Origin of the sequence: Alistipes sp. AF14-19 (assembly GCF_003461645.1) — a bacterium.
Taxonomy (GTDB): domain Bacteria; phylum Bacteroidota; class Bacteroidia; order Bacteroidales; family Rikenellaceae; genus Alistipes; species Alistipes shahii.
Genome location: NZ_QTXM01000009.1, coordinates 87,651 through 108,606, shown reverse-complemented (window position 1 = coordinate 108,606; position 20,956 = coordinate 87,651). Strand labels below are relative to the sequence as shown.

Below are 20,956 nucleotides of genomic sequence, written 5' to 3'. Positions count from 1 at the left end.
CTTCGGGAATGAAAAAATCGCCCTTTGAGGGCGATTTTTCGGTCTGTCGGAACCGCGGATTCACTTTGCGGCCGCGGGACAGTAGTGCGCCAGCGCGGGCAGAACGATCCGCTCCATGACGTCGTATCCTTCGGACGTGGGATGCACGCCGTCTTTGGTGTACTCGCTGCGCATCGAGCCGTCTCCGGCGTCCATCGCCGTGTAATAGTCGACCCAGATCAGCCCGCGGTCGGAGGCGTACCGGTGCAGCCGTGCGTTCAGGTCCCGGATTTTTTCGGGAACCGACTCGATCTCGGTCCTCCAGGGGTATTTTCCGGCCGGGAGCACGGAGCAGATGATCGGCCGGATGCCTGCGGCCATTGCCAGCTCGGCCATCGAGATGATGTTTTCGACGATGTGCTGGGTGGCGATCGGCCCGTTGTTTTGCGCCAGGTCGTTCGTCCCGGCGAGGATCACCACCGCCTGCGGATGGAGGTTGATCACGTCGGCCCGGAAGCGGCAGAGCATCTGGCCGGTGACCTGCCCGCCGATTCCGCGGCAGGCGAAATTGTTCGCCGTGAAGAATTCGGGATGGGCGTTGTCCCATCCGTCGGTGATCGAGTTGCCCATGAACACCACCGCGGGCGGGGTCGTGAGCTGCGCATTGGCTTCGGCATAGCGGCCGTAGTTGGCCCAGTCGCGCTGTTGGGCCGTCAGCAGGGCCGGAAGTGCGAGCGCGATCAGCAGAATCAGTTTTTTCATGGAGGTCGTTACTTTTTTTGAGCTTGGGTGATGTTGCGTGCGTTGCGTTCGTCGTCGCTGCGGCGGCGTTTGCCTCCGAAACGGCCGAAGAGCCATCCCGCCGCGAAGGCGGCCAGCAGGAGAATGATGTCCACGAAGACGCTCGCCAGCCACCGCTGGATGGCCGGAGCGAAATTCCAGAGCAGCAGGAAGACGATCAGGATGCCCAGCAGGCCCAGGCCGATTGTCCATTTTTTGTCCATAGTCGTATTATTGAGATTATTCTTTTTCCGCTCCGGCTAAAAGCCGGGTTTTAAAGAGGACCGAAGCGCGGTACAGGCTCCGATATGCAATTCCTGCCGTCGCCCCTAAAAAAGGCTTTTTAAGCCTTCCAGTTCTTCGACTGTGACGGGGATTTTCCGGTCGCCGATGATGCGGCTGCCCGACTCCGTCACGAGGATGTCGTCCTCGATGCGGATGCCGCCGAAATCGCGGTAGGCCTCCAGCGCGTCGTAGTCGACGATGCCCTTGTATTTCCCTTCGGCGCGGCACTTGTCGATCAGCGCGGGGATGAAGTAGAGACCCGGTTCGTCGGTCATCACGGTCCCCGGTTCGATCCGCCACGCCGCGCGGTAGACGCAGGTTCCCGACTCGGCGGCCCGTTCGGCGATCGAGCCGTAGTCGAACGACCTCTCGCCCATCGCCTCGCAGTCGTGCACGTCCATGCCCAGCCCGTGGCCCAGTCCGTGGGGCATGAGCATCGTCATCGCCCCTGCGGCCACGGCGTCGGCGGCCGGGCCTTTCAGCAGGCCCAGTCCGACAAGCCCTTCGGCGAGGGTCATGTAGGCGGCATTGTGCACCTCGGTGTACATCATGTGGGGCTTCACGATGCGCGCCACGTGGTCGTGCGCGGCCAGTACGATGTTGTAAATGTCTTTTTGCTTTTGGGTGAAGCGTCCGCTCACGGGATAGGTGCGCGTGTGGTCCGAGCAGTAGCCTTCGACGGTTTCGCCGCCGGCGTCGCACAGCAGCAGCCGGCCCTCCTCCAGCACGCCGTCGGCGTTGAGATTGTGGAGCGTCTCGCCGTGCTGCGACACGATCGACGGGAATGACACGCCCTGTCCCTGCGATTTGGCGACGCCTTCGATGGCTCCCGCGATCTGGCGTTCGACGACGCCCGGGCGGCACATCCGCATGGCCGTCGTGTGCATCTCGTAGCCGATCCGGAAGGCGCGTTCCATCTCCTCGACCTCTTCGGCGCTCTTCTTCTCGCGCATCTCCGCCACGGCGAACATCAGGTCCACCGACTTGTAGTCGTGCAGCAGCGCGGGTTTGATGCCCAGCAGCGCCGACAGCTGGAGCTTGGTTTCCCCGCGGTAGGGCGGCAGGTAGTGGACCCTGCGGCCCAGGGAGATCGCCCTGCGCAGCCGTTTTTCAAGCTCCGCCATCGGGAACGTCGCCGTGACGCCCGCTCCGGCGCCCATTTCGCGCAGCGTGGGCTGCGGTCCGGTCCAGATGATGTCCTCGACGGTGAAATCGTCGCCGTACAGCGCCTCTTCGCCCGTGTCGGCGTCGATCACGCCGACGACCGACGGCACGTTCAGCCCGAAATAGTAGCGGAACGAGGAGTCCTGCCGGAAGTAGTAGGCGTTGTTGGGATAATTGTTCGGCGAGAGCGAATTGCCCGGGAGCAGGATGATGCCGCTTCCGATCTTCGTGCGCAGCTCGTGGCGGCGCGCGGTATAGGTTTTTGCTGAAAACATAGTGTTGCTGTTTTCAGCAAATATACGAAAAACTAATTTTTAATTCTTCATTTTTCATTTTTAATTCTCTTCAGCCCTTCGGGCAGGGGCAGGCGGATGCGCGCGAGGCTGACGGCGGCCCCTGCGACGGCGAATCCGCCCGCCAGCAGCAGGGCCGTGTGGGTGCTGTTTTCGGGCACGACGTGGAACAGCAGGGCCATCAGCGCGGCGCCGGTCGTTTGTCCCGCGAGGCGTGCGGTGGCCAGCATGCCGCTCGCCGAACCGCTTCGTTCGGGCGGGGCCGAGGCGATCAGGATGCTGTTGTTGGGCGATTGGAACAGTCCGAATCCCGCGCCGCAGAGCACCAGCCGCCAGATGATGTCGAAATCGGTCGGATGCTCCGGCAGGAAGGCCAGCAGGAACAGTCCCGCGGCCATCATCGTAAGCCCCGTGCCGCCCAGCAGCCCGGCGTGAATGCGCTCGACGAGCAGCCCGGCCGCCGGGGCCACGACCATGATCACGGCGGGCCAGGCCGTCAGCAGCAGTCCCGTCTCGACGTCGTTGTAGCCGCAGGCCTGTTGCAGGTAGAAGGGCAGCGCCACCATGGCGAGCATCTGCCCGAGGAACGAGCAGACCGACGTTGCGACCGAGACCGAGAAGATCGGGATGCGCAGCAGGTCGAACGGCAGGATCGGATACGGTTCGCGCAGCTGGCCGCGGATGAAGAAGAAGCCGACGACGATGAGCGCCGCGACGCCCAGCGAGAGCACGCGCGGGTCCAGCCCGTGGGAGAAACCCTCGACCGAGGCCATCATCAGTCCGAACGTCAGGGCGTTCATCACTGCGTCGCGCCAGTCGAAGCGGTGTTCGCGCACCCGTACGGGATTCTCCGGCAGGAACCGGCGGCTGAGCGCCAGGGCGGCCAGCCCTATCGGGACGTTCACGGCGAACAGCCACGGCCAGTCGGCCGCGGAGAGGATGCCCGCCGCCAGCGTCGGCCCGGCCACCGACGAGGTGGCGACCACCGTGGCGTTGACGCCCATGCCGCGTCCCAGCCGGGCCTTGGGGTAGATGAAGCGGATCAGCGAGGTGTTGACCGAGGTGATGGCCGCGGCTCCGAACCCCTGCATGACGCGCGCCAGCACGAGGGCCTGGAGCGACCCGGAGAGCGAACAGCCCACCGACGCCACCGTGAAGAGCATCAGCCCGCCGATGTAGACCTTGCGGTAACCCACCACGTCGCCCAGCGCCGAGAGGGAGAGCAGCGAGACCATGATGGCCAGCTGGTAGGCGTTGACGATCCAGATCGAATCGGCCGCCGAGATGCCCAGCTGCTGCCCGATGGTGGGCAGGGCGACGTTGGCGACGGTCCCGTCGATCACCGAGAGCGATACGCCGAAGGCCACGGCCAGAATGGCTCCGAGCCGTTGGGGCATGGGCAGTCCGTCCGCAGGACGCTGGGGTATGTGGGGCGCGGCGTGCATTGCGACAGCAAAAGTAGGGATTTTTCCGGGCTTTTCCGGCAAAAGGCCCGGAAATTCCGGGCCTTCGTCGCACAACTGTCATATGGGCTTTTCCGTCGCGGCGGCCGGTAAGAGAGCCGTCTTCCGGGTCGGCCCGGGTTTGAACTTTTTATTTTGAATGGTTGTGGTTCACAGATTCTGTTTCCGCTGCCTTTATCGGCGGCAGCTTTCGGGGACGATGTCGCCCTCGGGCCGGACGCCCTTGAGGTGCTTGCCGAAGAACTTCTCCATGGCGCGGTAGAAGTCGAAGCGGTTCTCCTCGTTGTGGAATCCGTGGCCTTCGTTGTCCTTGACCATGTAGTCCACCTCCACGCCGCGTGCGCGCAGCGCCTCGACCATCTGGTTGCTCTCGTTGATGTTCACGCGGGGGTCGTTGGCGCCCTGAACCACCAGCAGCGGGGTCTTGATCCGCCCGGCGTTGAGCGCCGGGGAGTTTTCGCGCAGCATTTCCTGCTGCGTTTCGGGATTGCCGACCATTTCGTACATCTGGTCGAGCAGCGGCTTCCAGTAGGGAGGAATGGTGTTCAGGAACGAGAAGAGGTTCGAGACGCCTACATAGTCGATGGCGCAGGCGTAGAGGTCGGGGTCTTTGACGATGCCTTGCAGCGTGGCGTAACCGCCGTACGAGCCGCCGTAGATGGCGATCCGGGCGGGATCGGCGATGCCTTTCCCGATCAGCCAGTTCACGCCGTCGGTGATGTCGTCCTGCATCTCCTGCCCCCACTTGCCGAAGGCGATCTCCGTGAAGCGGCGGCCGAAGCCCGTCGAGCCGCGGAAGTTCATCTGCAATACGGCGTAGCCGCGGTTGGCCAGGAACTGCGCCTCGGGGTTGAAGCCCCACGAGTCGCGCGCCCACGGACCTCCGTGGGGATTCACCACCACGGGCAGGTTTTTGGCGTTGCGCAGGGTCTTGCCCACGGGCAGCGTGAGGTAACCCTCGATGCGCTCGCCGTCGCGCGCGGTGTATTCGATGGGGAGCATTTCGGCCATCTCCTCCTGTTTGATCCACGGACGCAGGTCGGCCAGTTTGGTCATCGTGTCGGTGGCGACATCGTAGATGTAGTAGGCGCCCGCCGTGCGGTCGCTGCCGGCGTAGACGATGTATTTGTCCTCGGCCTTGTCCGAACCGACGATGCCCAGTTCGTAGCCGCGCAGGTGGCGCTCCATGCGGCCGAACAGCTCGCCGGCCTCACGGTCGAAGAAGTGGCGCGTCGTCCCCTTGTGTCCTTCGTACGATACGCCGAGCAGTTTTTTCTCCTTTTCGCTGTACCAGACGCCCGCCAGGTCGTAGGTGTCGTTCGTATAGAGCACCTCTTTCTCCTCGCACGTCGCGGGGTCCATCAGCACGAGGGCGTCCTTGTCGCGTCCGAGGTTGGTGATGGCGTACACCATCCTGTTGTCGGGGGTGAACGTCGCGAAGCTGACCCCCTCCTTGAAATTGGTCGTCAGCACGGGGCGGAACTCTTCGGCCTCGCTCTCGCGGTAGCGGATCTGGGTGTTGACGCCGTCGACGATGGCGTAGGCCACGCGCAGCTTGCCGTCGTGGTCGGTCTGCCAGCCCTGCACGTCGCCGGGATTCTCGCAGAGCAGGGTTTTCTCCCCGGTGTTGAGGTTCAAACGATAGGGGTCGAATATCTGCGGGTTGCGCTCGTTCGTGCCGATGATCATCAGCGAGTCGATCTCCTCCAGCGGGTCGATGATCGTGGTCCGCACGCCCGGAACGGCGGTGTAGGCCTTCGGGTCCGTGCCGTCGATGTTGACGCCGTAGAGCTGGAAATTCTCGTCGCCGCCCGTGTCCTTGAGGTAGAGGATGCGGCTGTCGTTGGCCCAGAAGTATCCGGCCAGGTCGCGTTCTCTCTCCGAGGTGATGCGCACGGCCTCGTCCGACCCGACCTGCTGTACGAAGATGTTGCGGCGGCTCTCCCAGGGGGCCATGTAGGAGAAGTATTTTCCGTCGGGCGAAATCTGGTAGTCCGACTTTTCCGAGTTGCGGAAGAAGGTCTCCATCGGCAGCTCGGGGGCTGTTTTCGGGGCGCAGGCGACGGCCGTGGCGGCCATTGCGGCGATGATCAGGAGTTTTTTCATGGGATTTATTCGTTTGAGTTCTCTTCTTGTTTTCCGGTTTTGCGCCAGATGTTCGTCAGGCAGAGGAGCAGGCCGATCGCGATCGGCAGGTTGAACCCGTGCGGCGACTGGGGGAACATCAGATGTGTGGCGACCTTCACGGCGAAAGCCGCGACGACGAGAAAAACGGTCAGAATGCGGATGACTTTTTCGATTTCCATGGGGTGTCTTTTTTGTTTTCGACACTGCAAACATACGAAACAATTTTTGAAAAACAAATAATATTTATTGAAATTCGATAAATAATTTTCGATAGTTGGCCGTTTTCGGTTTTCGTGTCACGAAAAAAGGCGCACCTTTCGGATGCGCCTTCCCGTCATTGGGGGGGGGACGGTCAGATCTTGAGGTATATCTTTTTCCGGTCGAGGAACCACAGCAGCAGCCAGCAGACGGCGACGTACCCCGCCGAGAGAACCACGGCGGCCGCCTCGGGCGAGAGTTTCGAAGCCAGCCCGCCGAAGAAGAACTCCGAGGTGTAGCTCACGCGGACGATCCGCTGGACCATGTAAATCGTGATCGAATTGACGCCGATGACCTTGAAGAAATAGGTCCACCGCCGCCATTGGCACACATCTATTATATAATAGAACAGCGCGAACATGCCCAGCGAGTAGGCTCCGGCGGCGAATACGAAGGCCGGAGTCCAGAGCTTCTTGTTGATCGGCTGTAACGGGTCGAGGCAGAGCGCCAGCGCCAGCAGCGCGACCGCCCCGGCGGCCATCCAGAGCGTCTTGCGGCTGCCGGAGGTCCGCTCTTCGGAGCGGCGGACGAACTCGCCCGTGAACATGCCCAGCATGGCCGTCACGATGGCCGGGAGGGTGCTCAGCAGTCCTTCGGGGTCGAATCCCCTGCCGCCCAGCAGGTGCGAGGGCATGACGATCCGGTCGACGTAGCCCACGATATTGCCTTCGAGGGTCAGCGGCCCGGCCCCTCCGGCGTCGGGCGCGGCGACGAATTGCAGCAGCAGTCCGTAGCCGAGGAGGATCGCGGCGGCGATGACTGCGCGCGTGCGCACGTTGAAATTGACGAACAGCAGCGCCGCGAACATCCACGCCAGACCGATCCGGCCCAGCACGCTCGGCAGGCGCAGCGTGGCGAAGTCGAGCTTGAACAGTCCGCTGTAAACGAATCCCAGCGCCACGAGGGTCAGGCCGCGGCGGATGACTTTCAGGTAGATGCTTCGTTCGCTCATCCCTTTTTCGCGCTGTTTGGCGAGCGAGAAGGGGAACGAGATGCCCGCGATGAAGAGGAACAGCGGGAAGATCGTGTCGTGGTGGAAGAATCCGTTCCAGTCGGCGTGACCCATCTGGGCGGTCATCCAGTCGGAAAATTCTCCGGGACAGAGCTTGCACAGGGCTGTTACCAGTCCTGCGAATCCCATGATGAAGAGCATGTCGAAGCCCCGCAGGGCGTCGAGCGAAAGAAGCCGCTGCGAGGCGGCCGGTTGGGTCGGTTGAGGTTTCATCGGTATTGGGTTTCAGGTTGTTTCGGCGGGGACGAATTTGTAGAGCTGGTCGCCGCGGCGGACGACGCCGGGCGTGCGGATGGCGCAGAGTTCCCCCTGGGCGACCGACTCTGCCGGCTGTCCGTCGGGTCCGTGCAGTTCGGTGAGCGTCTGTTCGGCGACGCCCGTGGTCGCGCCGAGAAAGAAGATCGGTTCCCCGACAGCGAGCGGAGCCGCTTCGACCGACACCTCGGCTACCGAGAGCTTTCGGTAAAAGTTCGTCACCTTTCCCACATACACTTTGCGTTGGGTGGCCGACGATCCGTAGGCGGGGCTGTGCTCCACGACGGGGCGTCCGGCGTAGTAGCCTTCCCAGAAACCGCGGTTGAAAACCGTGCGGAGCCGCTCTTTCAGCTCCGCAGTTAAAGCGGGAGTGTAGGTCCCGGACTCCATCGCCTTGAGCGCCTGGTCGTAACACTCCACCACGCGTTTCACGTACTCCGCGCCGCGGGCGCGTCCCTCGATCTTCAGCACCCGGACCCCCGCGGCGATCATTTTGTCGAGGAAGTCGATGGTGCATAGGTCTTTGGGCGACAGGACGTAGCGTCCGTCGATGTCCAGCTGCGCGCCCGTCTCCTTGTCCGTGACGGTGTATTTGCGGCGGCACAGCTGGCGGCAGGCGCCGCGGTTGGCCGAGCAGTTGGTTTCGTAGAGCGAGAGGTAGCATTTGCCCGAGACGGACATGCACAGCGCGCCGTGGGCGAACATCTCGATCTCGACCAGTTCGCCCCGCGGGCCGCGGATGTCGTCCTCGACGATCCGGCGGCGGATCGCCGCCACCTGCTCCAGCGACAGTTCGCGCGCCAGCACCACCGTGTCGGCCCACTGGGCGTAGAAGCGCACCGCCTCGGAGTTCGAGATGTTGCTCTGGGTCGAGATGTGCACCTCCTGCCCGATCCGGCGGGCGTAAAGGATCGCCGCCATGTCCGAGGCGATCACGGCGTCGACGCCCTCCTTTTTGGCGCGGTCGATCACGGCGTGCACGTCGGCGATCTCGTCTTCGTAGACGATCGTGTTGACCGTCAGGTAGGTCTTCACCCCGGCCTTGCGGGCCGAGGCGACGATCCGTCCCAGGTCGTCGAGCGTGAAGTTGGCCGCCGAGGCCGAACGCATGTTGAGTTTCCCGACGCCGAAATAGACGGCGTCGGCCCCGGCCCGGATGGCGGCCGCGAGCGATTCGTAACTCCCGACGGGAGCCATTATTTCAATGTCGTAGCGTTTCATCGTTCAGTTTTTCCGGTCCATCAGGCTCATGGCGTAGTCGCGCATGCGCTGCGTCCGCGAAGGGGCCACCGAAAGGGTGTCGAGGATCGACAGCGCACGTTCGAAACGCAGCTGGATCTGCTGCTCGGTCAGGCGCGGCACGTCCAGTCGGTCGTAGATCGACTTCACCTTGCCGATCTTCTCGGCGTCGGAGAGCGCCGGGTCGCGGTAGGCCGTGCGCAGCATCTCGCGCGTCGCCTCGTCGGCATGGCTCATCGCCGTGATCATCAGGTAGGTCTTCTTGCCTTCGAGGATGTCGCCCCCGATGGCTTTGCCCAGCCGCTGGTCGCCGTAGCTGTCCAGCAGGTCGTCCTGCAACTGGAATGCCAGCCCCAGCTCGACGGCGAAGCGCCGCAGGCGGCGGCAGTCCTCGTCCGAAGCGCCGCCCAGCATCGCGCCGATCACGACCGATCCGGCCAGCAGCACCGAGGTCTTCAGCTCGATCATGTGCATGTATTCGACCACCGAGACCTTGGGTTTCTGTTCGAAATCCATGTCGTACTGCTGTCCTTCGCACACCTCGAGCGCCATGGTGTTGAAGGTCGAGAGCACCTGCGGCAGCAGGTTGGCCGGGACGCTGCTCAACAGGCGGTAGGCGTAGATCATCATGGCGTCGCCCGAGAGGATGGCCACGTTCTGCCCCCATTTGGCATGGACCGAGGGCTTGCCCCGGCGCACGGCGGCGTTGTCCATGATGTCGTCGTGCAGCAGCGTGAAGTTGTGGAACACCTCGACGGCCGCAGCCGCGGGCAGCGCCTGTTTCACGTCGTCGGAGAAGATGCCGCAGGAGAGCGTCAGCAGCATGGGGCGGAGGCGTTTGCCGCCCCCGGCGAGCGAATAGCCGATCGGGGCGTATAGGAGTTCCGGTTCGGCCGGAAATTCGGTCTGGGCGAGGTAATTTTCGATGGCGGAGAGCATCTGCTCGTTGGTCTGCATAGTCTTGAATGGTACTTTTGGGTCGGAAACTGTCCCAAAAATAGGAAAAAACTTTGGAGTAGCCGAATTTTCGATTAACTTTGACAGGATAAAACTAACTTTTAACCTGAAACACGATATGAAAAAACTCGCGATCGGCGTGGACATCGGCGGCATCAACACCGCTTTCGGCCTCGTGGATGAAAACGGCGACCTCTATGCCGAATCGGTCATCTCGACCAAGAAGTACCCTTATGTTGACGACTATCCGGCTTATGTCGAGGACCTTTGCGACTCGATGCGCGCTCTGGCGCAGAGCCTTTCGTTCGAGTACGAACTGACGGGCATCGGCATCGGCGCGCCCAATGCCAACTACCACAAGGGCACGATCGAAACCCCTGCGAACCTTTGGAAGTTTAAGGAGGGCGACCCCAATCCCGACGAGTCGCGCCGCGTGTTCCCGCTGGCGGACGATATTTCGAAGTGTTTCGGCGGCGTGAAGACGCTCATTACCAACGACGCCAACGCGGCGACGATCGGCGAGATGATTTACGGCAACGCCAAGGGCATGCGCGATTTCATTATGATCACCCTCGGCACGGGGCTCGGTTCGGGATTCGTCGCCAACGGCGAGATGGTCTACGGCCACGACGGCTTCGCCGGCGAGTTCGGCCACGTGATCGTCGAGCGCAACGGCCGTGAGTGCGGCTGCGGGCGCAGGGGCTGTCTGGAGACCTACGTGTCGGCGACGGGCATCAAGCGCACGGCGTTCGAGCTGATGGCGAAGATGAACGCCCCCAGCAAACTGCGCAGCATCGCCTTCGACGACTTCGACGCCTCGATGATCTCGGCCGCCGCCGAGCAGGGCGATCCCATTGCGCTGGAGGCGTTCCGCTATACGGGCGAAATGCTGGGCCGCGCGCTGGCCGACGTGGTGACGGTGACCTCGCCCCAGGCCATTTTCCTCTTCGGCGGACTTTCGAAGGCCGGCAAGCTGATCTTCGAACCGACGCAGTGGTACATGGAGGAGAACATGCTCTTCGTCTTCAAGAACAAGGTGAAACTGCTTCCCAGCGGCATTCAGGGCAAGAATGCCGCCATCCTCGGCGCCTCGGCGCTGATCTGGCAGGAAGCCGCCAAATAGCCGGATACGGCTTGTGCCGCAAGGGCGAAGTTTCCGGACTTCGCCCTTTTTTGAAAACCGAAAACTTTAAATTCACAGCAATGAAACGTTTCTTTCTTCTGACCGTCGCGCTGCTGACGGTCTGGGCCGCGGCCGCACAGATGCGGTTCGTGGATGCCACCGAGTTGAACCTCATCGGCAAGGCCCTGCCGACGCCGCATCCCTACCACCGGATCGACACGGTCGCCTACAAGGGCTTCACCAAGGGCGAGAACCAGCAGGTGCGCTGCTCGGCGGGTCTCGCGCTGGTCTTCAAAACCAACTCCACGCGCATCGACCTGGAGCCGCAGTACACCTCGTTCGTCTACGCGGGGGCAAGCACCCCGCGGGTCGCTTCGGAGGGTTTCGACCTCTACATCCGCAAGGACGGCGAGTGGCTTTACGCCGCGTCGCGCGCCCCGAAGAAACGCGGCGAGGCCTACACGATGATCAGCCGCATGGACTCTTCGGAGAAGGAGTGCCTGTTGTACCTGCCCAATTACAGCGAGCTGACGTCGCTCCGCGTCGGGGTGGACGAGGGGGCGACGATCACCCCGATGGAGAATCCCTTCCGGCATAAGATCGTGATCTTCGGGTCGAGTTTCACGCACGGCGTCAGCACCAGCCGCGCGGGCATGAGCTACCCGATGCAGATCGGCCGCAACACGGGCCTCTACTTTTGCAGCATCGCGTGCAGCGGCAACTGCAAGCTGCAACCCTATTTCGCCGACTACCTCGGCGACGTAAAGGACGCCGACGCGATGGTTTTCGACGCCTTTTCGAATCCCGACGCGAAGATGATCGAAGAGCGGCTGATTCCCTTCATCGAACGCATCCGCGCGAAGCTGCCTTCGACGCCGCTGATCTTCGTGCAGACGATCTACCGCGAGAGCGGCAATTTCGACCTCCGTTCCCGCAAAATCGAAGAGGACAAGCGCGACATGGCCCGTCGGCAGATGGCCGAAGCCATGAAGCGTTTCGACAACGTCTATTTCGTCGACAAGGCGGACCTCACGGGAACGGACCACGTGACCTCGGCCGACGGCACGCACCCTTCGGATCTGGGCTATTGGCGCTGGGCGCAGAACCTCCAGCCCGAGTTGCTGAAGGTATTCAGGAAGTGCGGCATCCGCTGATACGGCGGGTTTTACCGGAAACAAGAGGAGGAGGCTCGCAACGAGCCTCCTCCTCTTGTTTTGCACGTGTCGGAATCGCTTTTGCTGCGACACCTTGAACCCGTCGGTCCGCAGGCGGCAGTCGGTCTCTTCGCCGACCGGCGTCGGCCGGGTGTCGCGGGGCGCTCCCGCGGCGGTTGCGGCGGTTGCGACGGTTGCGACGGTTGTGACGGTTGTGACGTTGCGGCGCCGCAACGTCGCAATGCGGTCCGCTCCGGAAGTTCTCCGCTCCGGCGGTCCGGGATGCTCCGGCGGGCAGCTCTGAAGCGAAAAAGCCGGACGACACGACTGTCGCCCGGCTTATGAACGGAGGTGCGCCGACGTTATTTCATCACCACCTGCGTCTGGCCGATCAGGCGGCCTTCGCAGTAGAGCTGTATCTGGTAGGTTCCGGCGGCGAATCCCGTCGAGTTGTAGTAGATGCCCACTTCGAGGTCCTGGTTCTGGTAGTCGACCTCGCGCATGGCCGAGTAGCTCAACCGTTCGCCCTCGAATTCGAAGGTCGGCATGGCCTCGGTGGTCAGCACGTAGCCGTCGGGCGAGGTGATGCGCACGTAGACGGCCTTGTTGCCCGGGGTGGCCAGCTCGTTGGCCGCGAGCGCGAAGTCGACGCGCAGGCGTGCGGCGTTCTTGACCCGCGAAACGGGCTTGCTGCGGTCGTTGAGCGCCGAGAGGCGGATGTCGCGGGCGCGGAGCACCGAACCCACCTTGACCTTGTTGTCCAGTTCGGCGGCCTTCTCTTCGGCCATGTCGGCGCGCAGCTTGGCCGACGAAATCTCCTTGCGGAAGCCGACGTTCTCCTTGATGAGCTTTTTGTTGAGCGTATTGAGCGAGTCGATCTGCTTCACGTAACCTTTCATAATCGTGCGCAGCGTGCCGACCTCCTTTTCATACTGTTTGATCTTCGCGAGGTTCCACGAACGCTCCTTCTTGAGACGCGTCATCAGCGAGTCGGCGCGTTCGCGTTCGAGGGTCAGCCCGGCCGAAATCGAGTCGTTCGAGATGCGCAGCCCGTCGTAGTCGGTCATCAGCCGCCCCAGGTCGTTCTGGATCGAGTCGCGGTCGGCCTGCAACAGCTCGTTGTCGAGCATCTGCTGGCGGTGGATGCTGAAGTAGAGCACCGAAAGCGCAGCCAGGATCACCGAGAGGATGATGATGACGATGCGGTAGCCGCGGATGGATTTGCCCGCATCGGGCTGCGGGGTGGTGTAGTCGTCGTCTTCGAATTCCGAAGGATCGTATCCCTGTTTGTTTTCCATAGTGATCCGTTTTTATTACAAAGATAGTACGAACCGGGGTGCAACGCAAATTTATTTGCTATGCCGGGAGCGCCTATCCAGGCAGGTGGTTATCTTTGGCAAAGATAGGAAAAAATATGAAAATCCAATGCGGGATAATGACATAACCTTATTGTTTTCGGTCTCGTCCGATGATGGTCTCGTAGTTTCCGGCGGGTTCGAACCCCATCAGCAGCGGTCGGGGGCGGGTGGTGTCGAAACGCTCGCCGATCAGGCTGCGCGCCGGGTCGTACCATCGGCATCGGATACCCGCCAGGTCCAGCAATAGATGGGAAAGGTCGTCCGCCGAGAACGGCCGGTCGAGCGCCCCGGCGACCTGTGCCGCTACATCGGGGCGGTTGCGGCGGTAGGTGTCGGACATCCAGATCATAAACGGGATTTCGAACTGGTATTTGCAGACCTCGGGGGTGAGCGGCAGGTCGTGCGAGCGGCAGAAGAAATCGCGGTAGTCGTAGACCTCTTCGCCGTGGTCGGAGAGGTAAACAGCGATGGCGTCGCGGTCGGTAAAACGTGCCAGGATCGCATCGACGACCTGGTCGTTGTAGCGGGTAGCGTTGTCGTAGTCCGCGACGACCTGGCGTTCCTGCTGCGTCAAATCCTCGCGGCGAATATCCCCGGGCGTGAAATACGCCTCCTCCTTGGGGTAGCGGTCGGAATAGCTGACGTGCTGTCCCATCAGGTGGAAGACGACCAGTTCGGGGGTGTCGTCACGGGAGGTGAGCCGGTCGTAGTCGTCGAGCAATTCCAGGTCGTAGGGATGGCGGTTCTCATTGTGGACCGTGAACAGGAGCGGTGTGCTGCGGGCATTGAAAAGCGCTTTCAGTCCGAGATCGTGGTAATCATAGTCGTTTCCGGCGGCCTGGTTGTCCAGGTGACAGGTGGTGTATCCGGCTTTTTTGAAGAGGGCCGGGAAAAGGGGGCTGTCTTTCCAGGACTGTCCGGAGCCGAGGCTTGCAGGCGAAAAGAGGTTTGACAGCACGGACGTGGTCAGATTCGCCGGGGAAACGACATCCCGGAAAACGAAGAGTTCGCCCCGCCGAAGCCGCTCTTCGAGCCGGGGGTTGGTCGGCAGCGGATAACCGTAAAGGCTCGAATGGTGCTTGCTGAACGACTCTCCGATAATGATGACGATGCAGGGCGAGCGGAAAGAGCAACTCTCTATTTCGACCGATTCGAGCGTGCGGAGCAGTTGCTCTGCGTTTTCGGCGGAGAACTCATGCCGAAACCAGAAGAGCGATGTGTGAAGCCGTTCGAAGGGGGTGAGGGTTGCGGTTTGGCGCATCATCTCTCCCGGAAAATCGCCGGTCCGGGTGAGCGCATACTGAAAGTGCAGCCGGCTGACATAGAAGGCACCGCTGCCGGCCAGCAGGAATAGGAGCGATATGCGTACCTTGCGGCTGTGCAGTTCGAACCGAATCTTCCGGTGTTCCGCCAGCAGATACCCTGCGGTCAGCAGGACGCATGCGGCGGCCGGAAGCAGGAATGCCGGAGTCGTACAGTAGGTTTTCAGAAATTCGAGGCTTTCGCGTCCGTCCGTTTCCCAGAGAAGCTGGATGACGGAGAACGAAAAGGGCGTTCCGAAACGGATCAGCAGAAAACTTTCAGCCAGCGAGAGGAGGCCGAGGCACGACAGGACAAACACGCGATAGATCGCTTCGGCGATCCGGACTGCGAGAATCTCCCCCCCCCTGTCGTGCTGTCGCAGGCATAGCGGCAGTACCAGCAGCCAGGCCCGGAAGAGGGACAGCAGGGTTCCGTAGAACAGGTTTCTTCCGGGCACGAACGACATTTCGTTCAGGAAGAAACGAATGATGTCCGGGACCAGCGGCAGGAGTGCCGTGAGGACCAGAAATGCCGGGTACTCGCCGAAAGGCCGCACGAGAAACGCGGCAATATGTTTTGCGAAACAGGAGGTTGCGGAGCGTTGCATGGAACAGTGACGTTTTTCTCCGCAAAGATAGGGGAAATTTCCCGTGTTGGTGCCCGATGAAAATCCGGCGTCTATTTCATCAGGCTCGACACCGGGTATTTAAGTCCCTTGTAGCCCGAAATGTAGGCGTTGATGCTGCCGATCTTGACCGGCGATTCGATGTAGAGGGGGATTTTGTTGTCGTCGTCCGAAATCCAGATCGTGAAGATCGTGCCGTCGGTGAACGAGTAGCCTTCGGTCGTCCCTAACTGGCACTCGAACTTGAGCGTGCGGAAACGCCCCATGTTGCGGATCTTCTTGTTTTCGCGCCCCAGGTAGCGGTAGTGCAGGTGGCGGATGGTGTCTTGCAGGACCATTTGAAGCGTCGCCGGCTCACCGACGCGGAAATTCTCCGCTTGGGCCGACCGCAGGTTGAAGAAGAGCGCGATGGGGTCCATGCTCTCGGCCGTCAGGGCCATCTGCTTCTCGCTGAAGGGGTTTTTGCGGCTCCGCCAGCGGGTGTGGATGGTCGAGTCGGGCCAGAGGTAGGTGTAGTAACTCTGGAAGGTGTAGTCGCCTTCGCGGATGTCGCTCTCGAAGCGCACGGGGCGCAGCGACGCGGTGTCGATCCACACGGTGTAGACATCCTCCAGGTTGAAGAACCAGCGGTAGGTGGGCAGCGTGCGCCCTGCGCCTTCGACCTTGTAGTAGGACTTGCCGTCGGCCGTATCTTCCGAGGTCTTGACCTCCACGGTCCCGACCTCCGTATTGGGGAACATCTTGGCCTTGTAGCTCACGCGGTAGAAGAGCTGTTCGCCCGGATGGTAGAGCTGCGCGGCGAGGGGCGAGAGGGCGCCGAGCAGGAATATGGTGAATAGAAACCGTTTCATCGGACAGGGTTTTAATGGGTTAACGTTTTTTCGGGACGGAATATTACGAAATGCGTGAAAAATCAATCTCTTCGCGGCCCGAGTAGCGTCGCCGCAGAGCTTCGAGCCCCCGGTTCTGCGGGTGCGCCAACGCCGGGTCCGCGGCGAGTATTTCTGCGGCCGCCTCGCGCGAGACGGTGAGTATCTGCACGTCGGCCGTGGGGCTGGCGATCTTCAGATCAAATGCCATGCCGCTCTGCAACGTGCCGTTGATGTCCCCCGCGCCCCGCAGCTTGAGGTCGAGTTCCGCCAGGCGGAACCCGTCGTTGGTCTCGCACATCGCTTCGAGCCGCGCCCGCGACTCGCGCGAGAGTTTTTCGCCCGACATCAGGATGCAGTAGGACTGCTCGCCGCCGCGGCCCACGCGCCCGCGCAGCTGGTGGAGCTGCGAAAGCCCGAAACGCTCGGCCGACTCGATGACCATGACCGTCGCGTTGGGCACGTCGACGCCCACCTCGATCACCGACGTGGCCACGAGAATGTGGGCTTCGCCCTGTTTGAACTGGCGCATCGACTCCTCCTTGTCGGCGGGCTTCATCTTGCCGTGGCAGATCGCCGTGACGTACTGCGGCAGCGGGAAGTCGCGCGAGATGGCTTCGTAGCCGTCGGTGAGGTCCTTGTAGTCCATCGCCTCCGACTCCTTGATGAGCGGATAGACGACGTAGACCTGCCGCCCTTTGGCGATCTCCTGCCGCATGAAGCCGAACAATTTGAGCCGTGCGGCGTCGGTGTAGTGGAATGTCTTGATGGGCCGCCGTCCCGGAGGCAGCTCGTCGATCACCGACACGTCGAGATCGCCGTAGAGGGTCATCGCCAGCGTGCGGGGGATCGGTGTGGCGGTCATCACGAGGATATGGGGCGGCTGGAGGTTCTTGGTCCAGAGCCGCGCGCGCTGCTCGACGCCGAAGCGGTGCTGTTCGTCGATCACGACGAAGCCCAGGTTCGAGAACTGCACGCGGTCCTCGATCAGCGCGTGCGTGCCGATGAGTATGTCCACTTCGCCCGAGGCGATGCCTTCGAGCGAAGCCCGGCGTTCCCTGGCCTTCGAGGCGCCGGTCAGCACGGCTACCTTCACGTCCATTCCGTCGAGCATCTTGCAGACGGTGGCGTAGTGCTGGCGGGCGAGGATTTCCGTCGGGGCCATCATGCAGGCCTGGAAGCCGTTGTCCACCGCGAGCAGCATCGACATCAGCGCCACGAGGGTCTTGCCGCTGCCCACGTCGCCCTGAAGCAGGCGGTTCATCTGGAATCCCGTCACGGTGTCCCGGCGGATCTCCCTGATGACCCGTTTCTGCGCCCCGGTGAGCGGGAAGGGGAGTTTTTCGGTGTAGAAGGTGTTGAACACGCCCCCGACCCGGGTGAAGAGGAAGCCGTTGCTTTTCGCGAGGCGTTCGGTGCGCCGTTGCTGGATGTTGAGCTGCACGCCCAGCAGTTCGTCGAACTTCAGCCGGTACTGCGCCTGCCGCAGGGCCTCCTGCGATTGCGGGAAGTGGATATTGTAGATGGCGTCGCGCAGGCCGATCAGTCCGTACCGGGTGCGCACGGCCTCGGGAAGCGGGTCCGCGATGCGGTCCTTCACGAGCGTCCAGGCGTTGCAGATGATCTGGTACATGCCCTTCGCACCCAGCACATTGCCCAGCTTCTCGGTCGAGGGATAGATGCCCTGCATGCCGCTTTCGGCCTTGCGCGAGAGGGCCTGCTCCATGGTTTCCAGCTCGGGATGGGCGACCGACAGTTCGCCGCGGTAGAACGACGGGCGGCCGAAGACGAGGTATTCGCGTCCGACCTCGATCCGTTTCTCGATCCACTTGACGCCCTGAAACCACACCAGCTCGGCCTGTCCCGTGGGGTCCTGCGCGAAGGCCGTGAAGCGGCGTTTGCGCCCTGTTCCGGCATAGGCGACGCCCGTTATGCGGGCGCGGAACTGGACGTAGGACAGGCCTGCGGCCTCGGTGATCTCCGAGATGCGGTAGATGCGTGTGCGGTCGATATAGCGGAACGGATAGTGGCTGAGCATGTCGCCCAGCGTGCGGATGCCCAGCTCCCGTTCGAGGAGTTTTGCCCGGGCCTCGCCGACGCCCGCTACGAATTTGATGTCGTTATCGAGTGTATCCACCCGGCAAATATAGTGAAAGTAGAGCGCAATGCCAAACTTGTTTGGGCATTGCCGAGACGCATCCTATGTTCTGTAAATATAGTGAAAGCCGGGCGCAATGCCAAACTTGTTTGGGCATTGGCGGGGTGCGTTTTTCCGTCCCGGGAGACGTGCTGGTCGGGAGCAGGGGCTACTCCTTCTCCTCGAGGGCGATGTCGACGCCCGATTTGGCGAATGCCCCTTGATCCCAGTCGCCGTCTCCTTTGGCCGTGCGTTCGGCCTCGGTGAATTCGATGTCGACGGTCTTTGCGGCGAAGTCGCCGCCGTTGGCCGGGCCGTCGGTGTCGGTGAGGGTGACTCTTGCCGTGTTGCCGACTCCCTTGCCCGAAAGATCATAGGTCCCGTCGGCTGCGGTCGTCGCCTCCGGTGTCGGCAGGTAGGCGTTGCTCCGGACCTCGATGCCCTTGATCGGCCGTCCGGCCTTGTCGGTCACCTTGCCCTTGATCTTGTAGTTGTTGTACGGGACCCCGTACATAGATACCACCTTCGGTTGATCTTCCTCGTTGTTGCATGCCGTTGCAAATCCGAGCAGCGCGGCGGCTGCCAGCAGTAGTTTCTCTTTCATGGCGTTCGCATTTTAGAGATGTCCCGAAATATAACGATTATTTCGCCGTTCGCCAAATCGTTGCTATCTTTGTACACTGTACCGGCTGTCGAGAGCGTTCATTTTGCCGCTGCTTCCTGAATCTGTTGCGGGGTGATAACGGCTCTCGGTAGTGGGAGGCAGTACGTTGTACTGCTGTCCGATGCGTACGCCATCTCCCTCCCTGGGGGAGGGCTGGGGTGGGGTCGGATTTGTAAACGTCGCCGAAGGCGGCGATAACGCCGCCCGACAGCGGAAAGTGATGTGAGGAAGTGCGTAATTACCTAATTGATAAACCGATGAATCTTTCGAAATTCATGCGCCGGACAGCGAGCGAAGTGCGCATCGGGCGGACGACGATCGGCGGCGGGCATCCCGTCGCCTGCCAGTCGATGACCAATACCGACACCAACGACACCGCCGCGAGCGTGGCCCAGATCGAGCGGATCGACCGCGCCGGGGGAAAGATCGTGCGCCTTACGGCGCAGGGCCGGCGCGAAGGTGAAAATCTGGAAAACATCGTCCGGCAGCTGCGTGCCGACGGTTTCCGGACAGCCGTTGTGGCCGACATCCACTTCGTGCCCGAGGTCGCGGCCATCGCCGCCAGGTATGTGGACAAGGTGCGTGTCAATCCGGGAAATTACCGCCTCGACCGCGGTGATCTTCAGGCGCTGATCGCGCAGTGCCGCGAGCGGGGCGTCGCCCTGCGCGTCGGCGTCAACCACGGGTCGCTGGCGAAGCGCGTTTTCGACGAGTGGGGCGACACGCCCCAGGGCATGGTGGTCTCGGCCATGGAGTTTTTGCGGGTGTGCCGGGAGTGCGATTTCGATCAGGTGGTGGTCTCGATGAAGTCGTCGAACACGCGCGTCATGGTCGCCGCCTACCGTCTGCTGGTCGAGGCGATGGATACCGAAGATATGCACTATCCGATCCATCTGGGCGTCACCGAGGCCGGGAACGGCATCGAGGGGCGCGTGAAGAGCGCCGTGGGCATCGGGGCGCTGATGGCCGACGGCATCGGCGACACGATCCGCGTCTCGCTGACCGAGGCCCCCGAAAATGAAATCCCCGTGGCGCAGCTGTTGGTCGAACACTTTGCCGACCGTCCCGGCGAGTTCGAGGTGCTCCATCCCGAGCGTTATACCCCGACCGAATACCGCCGCCGTTCGAAGGTGACGGTTCCCGTCGTGCACACCGAGCCGCTGGAGGGTTTCCGGGTGCTCGAAGCCCTTTCGGGCAACCCGACGGCCGAGTTGCGCGCCGCGATCCTGAATCTCGACATCCCCGACGAACCGGTGGTCGTGAAACGCCGCTACGAAGAGCGTTCGCTGGAGACGCTCGCCGTGAAGGGCGCCGCCGACCTGGGGCCGCTGCTGCTCGACGGCCTGGCCGACGGCATCTGGATCGACGCTCCGGGATTTGCCGAAAGCGAAATCCGCGACATCGAGCTGATGATCCTGCAAGCTGCGCGCGTGCGTTTTTCACACACCGAATACATCGCCTGCCCTTCGTGCGGGCGCACGCTCTACGACATCGAGAAGGCCCTCGCCGACATCAAGGCCCGCACGTCGCACCTGAAAAACCTCCGCATCGGCGTGATGGGCTGCATCGTCAACGGTCCTGGCGAGATGGCCGACGCCGACTACGGCTACGTGGGCGCCGGACCGGGCCGCATCACCCTCTACAAGGGCCGGACGGTCGTCGAGCGCAACATTCCGCAGGAGGAGGCCCTCGACCGGCTGGTGGAGCTGATCAAAAAGAACGGGGACTGGACGCCCGCCTAAAAGGCGCCGGCGTAAGCCGCCGGTTTTAAGAGGCGGCAGGAAGTTTCGTTCTGCTTCCGCTCCTGTTCTGCGCTCACACGCATAAAAACGGTGTTTTGCGTCGGCAGGACGCAGCTCCGTCCTGCGGAGGTCTGCTACGCGTCGCTCCATAGCAAAGCCCTGCGCGCTGC

17 protein-coding genes are annotated in these 20,956 nt (G+C 62.2%); 3 read left to right on the top strand and 14 right to left on the bottom strand.

The genetic code is table 11. From position 1 onward, the window contains the following. Window positions 1-60: 60 nt before the first annotated feature. The 9 genes from DWW03_RS09525 to DWW03_RS09485 form a co-directional block, all read right to left on the bottom strand. Complete coding sequence (locus DWW03_RS09525; RefSeq protein WP_022061923.1) at window positions 61-741, bottom strand: SGNH/GDSL hydrolase family protein; 681 nt, start codon at window positions 739-741, stop codon at window positions 61-63. Window positions 742-749: 8 nt separating this feature from the next. Then, window positions 750-983 (bottom strand): hypothetical protein, encoded by a 234-nt coding sequence (locus DWW03_RS09520; protein WP_015546532.1) that lies wholly within the window; start codon window positions 981-983, stop codon window positions 750-752. A gap of 105 nt (window positions 984-1,088) precedes the next feature. After that, window positions 1,089-2,483 carry an aminopeptidase P family protein gene (locus DWW03_RS09515; RefSeq protein WP_118406658.1) on the bottom strand — a complete coding sequence of 465 codons (1,395 nt, stop codon included), beginning with the start codon at window positions 2,481-2,483 and terminating at the stop codon, window positions 1,089-1,091. A 47-nt stretch (window positions 2,484-2,530) separates the two neighbouring features. Further along, window positions 2,531-3,898 carry an MFS transporter gene (locus tag DWW03_RS09510; RefSeq protein WP_015546530.1) on the bottom strand — a complete coding sequence of 456 codons (1,368 nt, stop codon included), beginning with the start codon at window positions 3,896-3,898 and terminating at the stop codon, window positions 2,531-2,533. A 240-nt stretch (window positions 3,899-4,138) separates the two neighbouring features. Beyond that, complete coding sequence (locus tag DWW03_RS09505; protein ID WP_229096023.1) at window positions 4,139-6,043, bottom strand: S9 family peptidase; 1,905 nt, start codon at window positions 6,041-6,043, stop codon at window positions 4,139-4,141. A 32-nt stretch (window positions 6,044-6,075) separates the two neighbouring features. Further along, entirely contained in the window at window positions 6,076-6,270 is a 195-nt protein-coding gene (locus DWW03_RS09500; protein WP_022061927.1) for a hypothetical protein, read from the bottom strand. 173 nt (window positions 6,271-6,443) lie between these two features. After that, window positions 6,444-7,574 (bottom strand): acyltransferase family protein, encoded by a 1,131-nt coding sequence (locus DWW03_RS09495; RefSeq protein WP_015546527.1) that lies wholly within the window; start codon window positions 7,572-7,574, stop codon window positions 6,444-6,446. 12 nt (window positions 7,575-7,586) lie between these two features. Next, window positions 7,587-8,837 (bottom strand): peptidase U32 family protein, encoded by a 1,251-nt coding sequence (locus DWW03_RS09490; RefSeq protein ID WP_022061928.1) that lies wholly within the window; start codon window positions 8,835-8,837, stop codon window positions 7,587-7,589. A gap of 3 nt (window positions 8,838-8,840) precedes the next feature. Continuing rightward, window positions 8,841-9,812, bottom strand: a complete 972-nt coding sequence (locus DWW03_RS09485; RefSeq protein WP_015546525.1) for a polyprenyl synthetase family protein — start codon at window positions 9,810-9,812, stop codon at window positions 8,841-8,843. 118 nt (window positions 9,813-9,930) lie between these two features. Between DWW03_RS09485 and DWW03_RS09480 the strand changes: the two genes are divergently transcribed. Both DWW03_RS09480 and DWW03_RS09475 read left to right on the top strand, forming a co-directional pair. Further along, on the top strand, window positions 9,931-10,935 hold the full coding sequence (locus DWW03_RS09480) for an ROK family protein (RefSeq protein WP_015546524.1): 1,005 nt from the start codon (window positions 9,931-9,933) through the stop codon (window positions 10,933-10,935). 80 nt (window positions 10,936-11,015) lie between these two features. Beyond that, window positions 11,016-12,089, top strand: a complete 1,074-nt coding sequence (locus DWW03_RS09475) for an SGNH/GDSL hydrolase family protein (RefSeq protein ID WP_015546523.1) — start codon at window positions 11,016-11,018, stop codon at window positions 12,087-12,089. 362 nt (window positions 12,090-12,451) lie between these two features. On the opposite strand, the gene DWW03_RS09470 is transcribed toward DWW03_RS09475, so the two are convergent. The 5 genes from DWW03_RS09470 to DWW03_RS09450 form a co-directional block, all read right to left on the bottom strand. Beyond that, entirely contained in the window at window positions 12,452-13,387 is a 936-nt protein-coding gene (locus DWW03_RS09470) for a hypothetical protein (protein ID WP_015546522.1), read from the bottom strand. A gap of 148 nt (window positions 13,388-13,535) precedes the next feature. Next, window positions 13,536-15,356 carry a phosphoethanolamine transferase gene (locus DWW03_RS09465; protein WP_022061929.1) on the bottom strand — a complete coding sequence of 607 codons (1,821 nt, stop codon included), beginning with the start codon at window positions 15,354-15,356 and terminating at the stop codon, window positions 13,536-13,538. Between the two features lie 71 nt (window positions 15,357-15,427). Further along, window positions 15,428-16,225, bottom strand: a complete 798-nt coding sequence (locus tag DWW03_RS09460; protein WP_022061930.1) for a DUF3108 domain-containing protein — start codon at window positions 16,223-16,225, stop codon at window positions 15,428-15,430. Window positions 16,226-16,268: 43 nt separating this feature from the next. Then, window positions 16,269-18,380, bottom strand: coding sequence for an ATP-dependent DNA helicase RecG (gene recG / locus DWW03_RS09455; RefSeq protein WP_022061931.1), 2,112 nt, complete (start codon window positions 18,378-18,380; stop codon window positions 16,269-16,271). A gap of 169 nt (window positions 18,381-18,549) precedes the next feature. Further along, complete coding sequence (locus DWW03_RS09450) at window positions 18,550-18,984, bottom strand: radical SAM-associated putative lipoprotein (protein WP_022061932.1); 435 nt, start codon at window positions 18,982-18,984, stop codon at window positions 18,550-18,552. Window positions 18,985-19,301: 317 nt separating this feature from the next. Here DWW03_RS09450 and ispG point away from each other — a divergent pair, with 317 nt between their 5' ends. Next, on the top strand, window positions 19,302-20,786 hold the full coding sequence (gene ispG, locus DWW03_RS09445; RefSeq protein ID WP_022061933.1) for a (E)-4-hydroxy-3-methylbut-2-enyl-diphosphate synthase: 1,485 nt from the start codon (window positions 19,302-19,304) through the stop codon (window positions 20,784-20,786). Window positions 20,787-20,956 lie beyond the last annotated feature (170 nt).

What these genes read in the sequence shown, in the direction of transcription:
- DWW03_RS09525 (WP_022061923.1), bottom strand. Translation starts at nt 741, where the DNA reads ATGAAAAAACTGATTCTGCTGATCGCGCTCGCACTTCCGGCCCTGCTG.
- DWW03_RS09520 (WP_015546532.1), bottom strand. Translation starts at nt 983, where the DNA reads ATGGACAAAAAATGGACAATCGGCCTGGGCCTGCTGGGCATCCTGATC.
- DWW03_RS09515 (WP_118406658.1), bottom strand. Translation starts at nt 2,483, where the DNA reads ATGTTTTCAGCAAAAACCTATACCGCGCGCCGCCACGAGCTGCGCACG.
- DWW03_RS09510 (WP_015546530.1), bottom strand. Translation starts at nt 3,898, where the DNA reads ATGCCCCAACGGCTCGGAGCCATTCTGGCCGTGGCCTTCGGCGTATCG.
- DWW03_RS09505 (WP_229096023.1), bottom strand. Translation starts at nt 6,043, where the DNA reads ATGGCCGCCACGGCCGTCGCCTGCGCCCCGAAAACAGCCCCCGAGCTG.
- DWW03_RS09500 (WP_022061927.1), bottom strand. Translation starts at nt 6,270, where the DNA reads ATGGAAATCGAAAAAGTCATCCGCATTCTGACCGTTTTTCTCGTCGTC.
- DWW03_RS09495 (WP_015546527.1), bottom strand. Translation starts at nt 7,574, where the DNA reads ATGAAACCTCAACCGACCCAACCGGCCGCCTCGCAGCGGCTTCTTTCG.
- DWW03_RS09490 (WP_022061928.1), bottom strand. Translation starts at nt 8,837, where the DNA reads ATGAAACGCTACGACATTGAAATAATGGCTCCCGTCGGGAGTTACGAA.
- DWW03_RS09485 (WP_015546525.1), bottom strand. Translation starts at nt 9,812, where the DNA reads ATGCAGACCAACGAGCAGATGCTCTCCGCCATCGAAAATTACCTCGCC.
- DWW03_RS09480 (WP_015546524.1), top strand. Translation starts at nt 9,931, where the DNA reads ATGAAAAAACTCGCGATCGGCGTGGACATCGGCGGCATCAACACCGCT.
- DWW03_RS09475 (WP_015546523.1), top strand. Translation starts at nt 11,016, where the DNA reads ATGAAACGTTTCTTTCTTCTGACCGTCGCGCTGCTGACGGTCTGGGCC.
- DWW03_RS09470 (WP_015546522.1), bottom strand. Translation starts at nt 13,387, where the DNA reads ATGGAAAACAAACAGGGATACGATCCTTCGGAATTCGAAGACGACGAC.
- DWW03_RS09465 (WP_022061929.1), bottom strand. Translation starts at nt 15,356, where the DNA reads ATGCAACGCTCCGCAACCTCCTGTTTCGCAAAACATATTGCCGCGTTT.
- DWW03_RS09460 (WP_022061930.1), bottom strand. Translation starts at nt 16,225, where the DNA reads ATGAAACGGTTTCTATTCACCATATTCCTGCTCGGCGCCCTCTCGCCC.
- DWW03_RS09450 (WP_022061932.1), bottom strand. Translation starts at nt 18,984, where the DNA reads ATGAAAGAGAAACTACTGCTGGCAGCCGCCGCGCTGCTCGGATTTGCA.
- ispG (WP_022061933.1), top strand. Translation starts at nt 19,302, where the DNA reads ATGAATCTTTCGAAATTCATGCGCCGGACAGCGAGCGAAGTGCGCATC.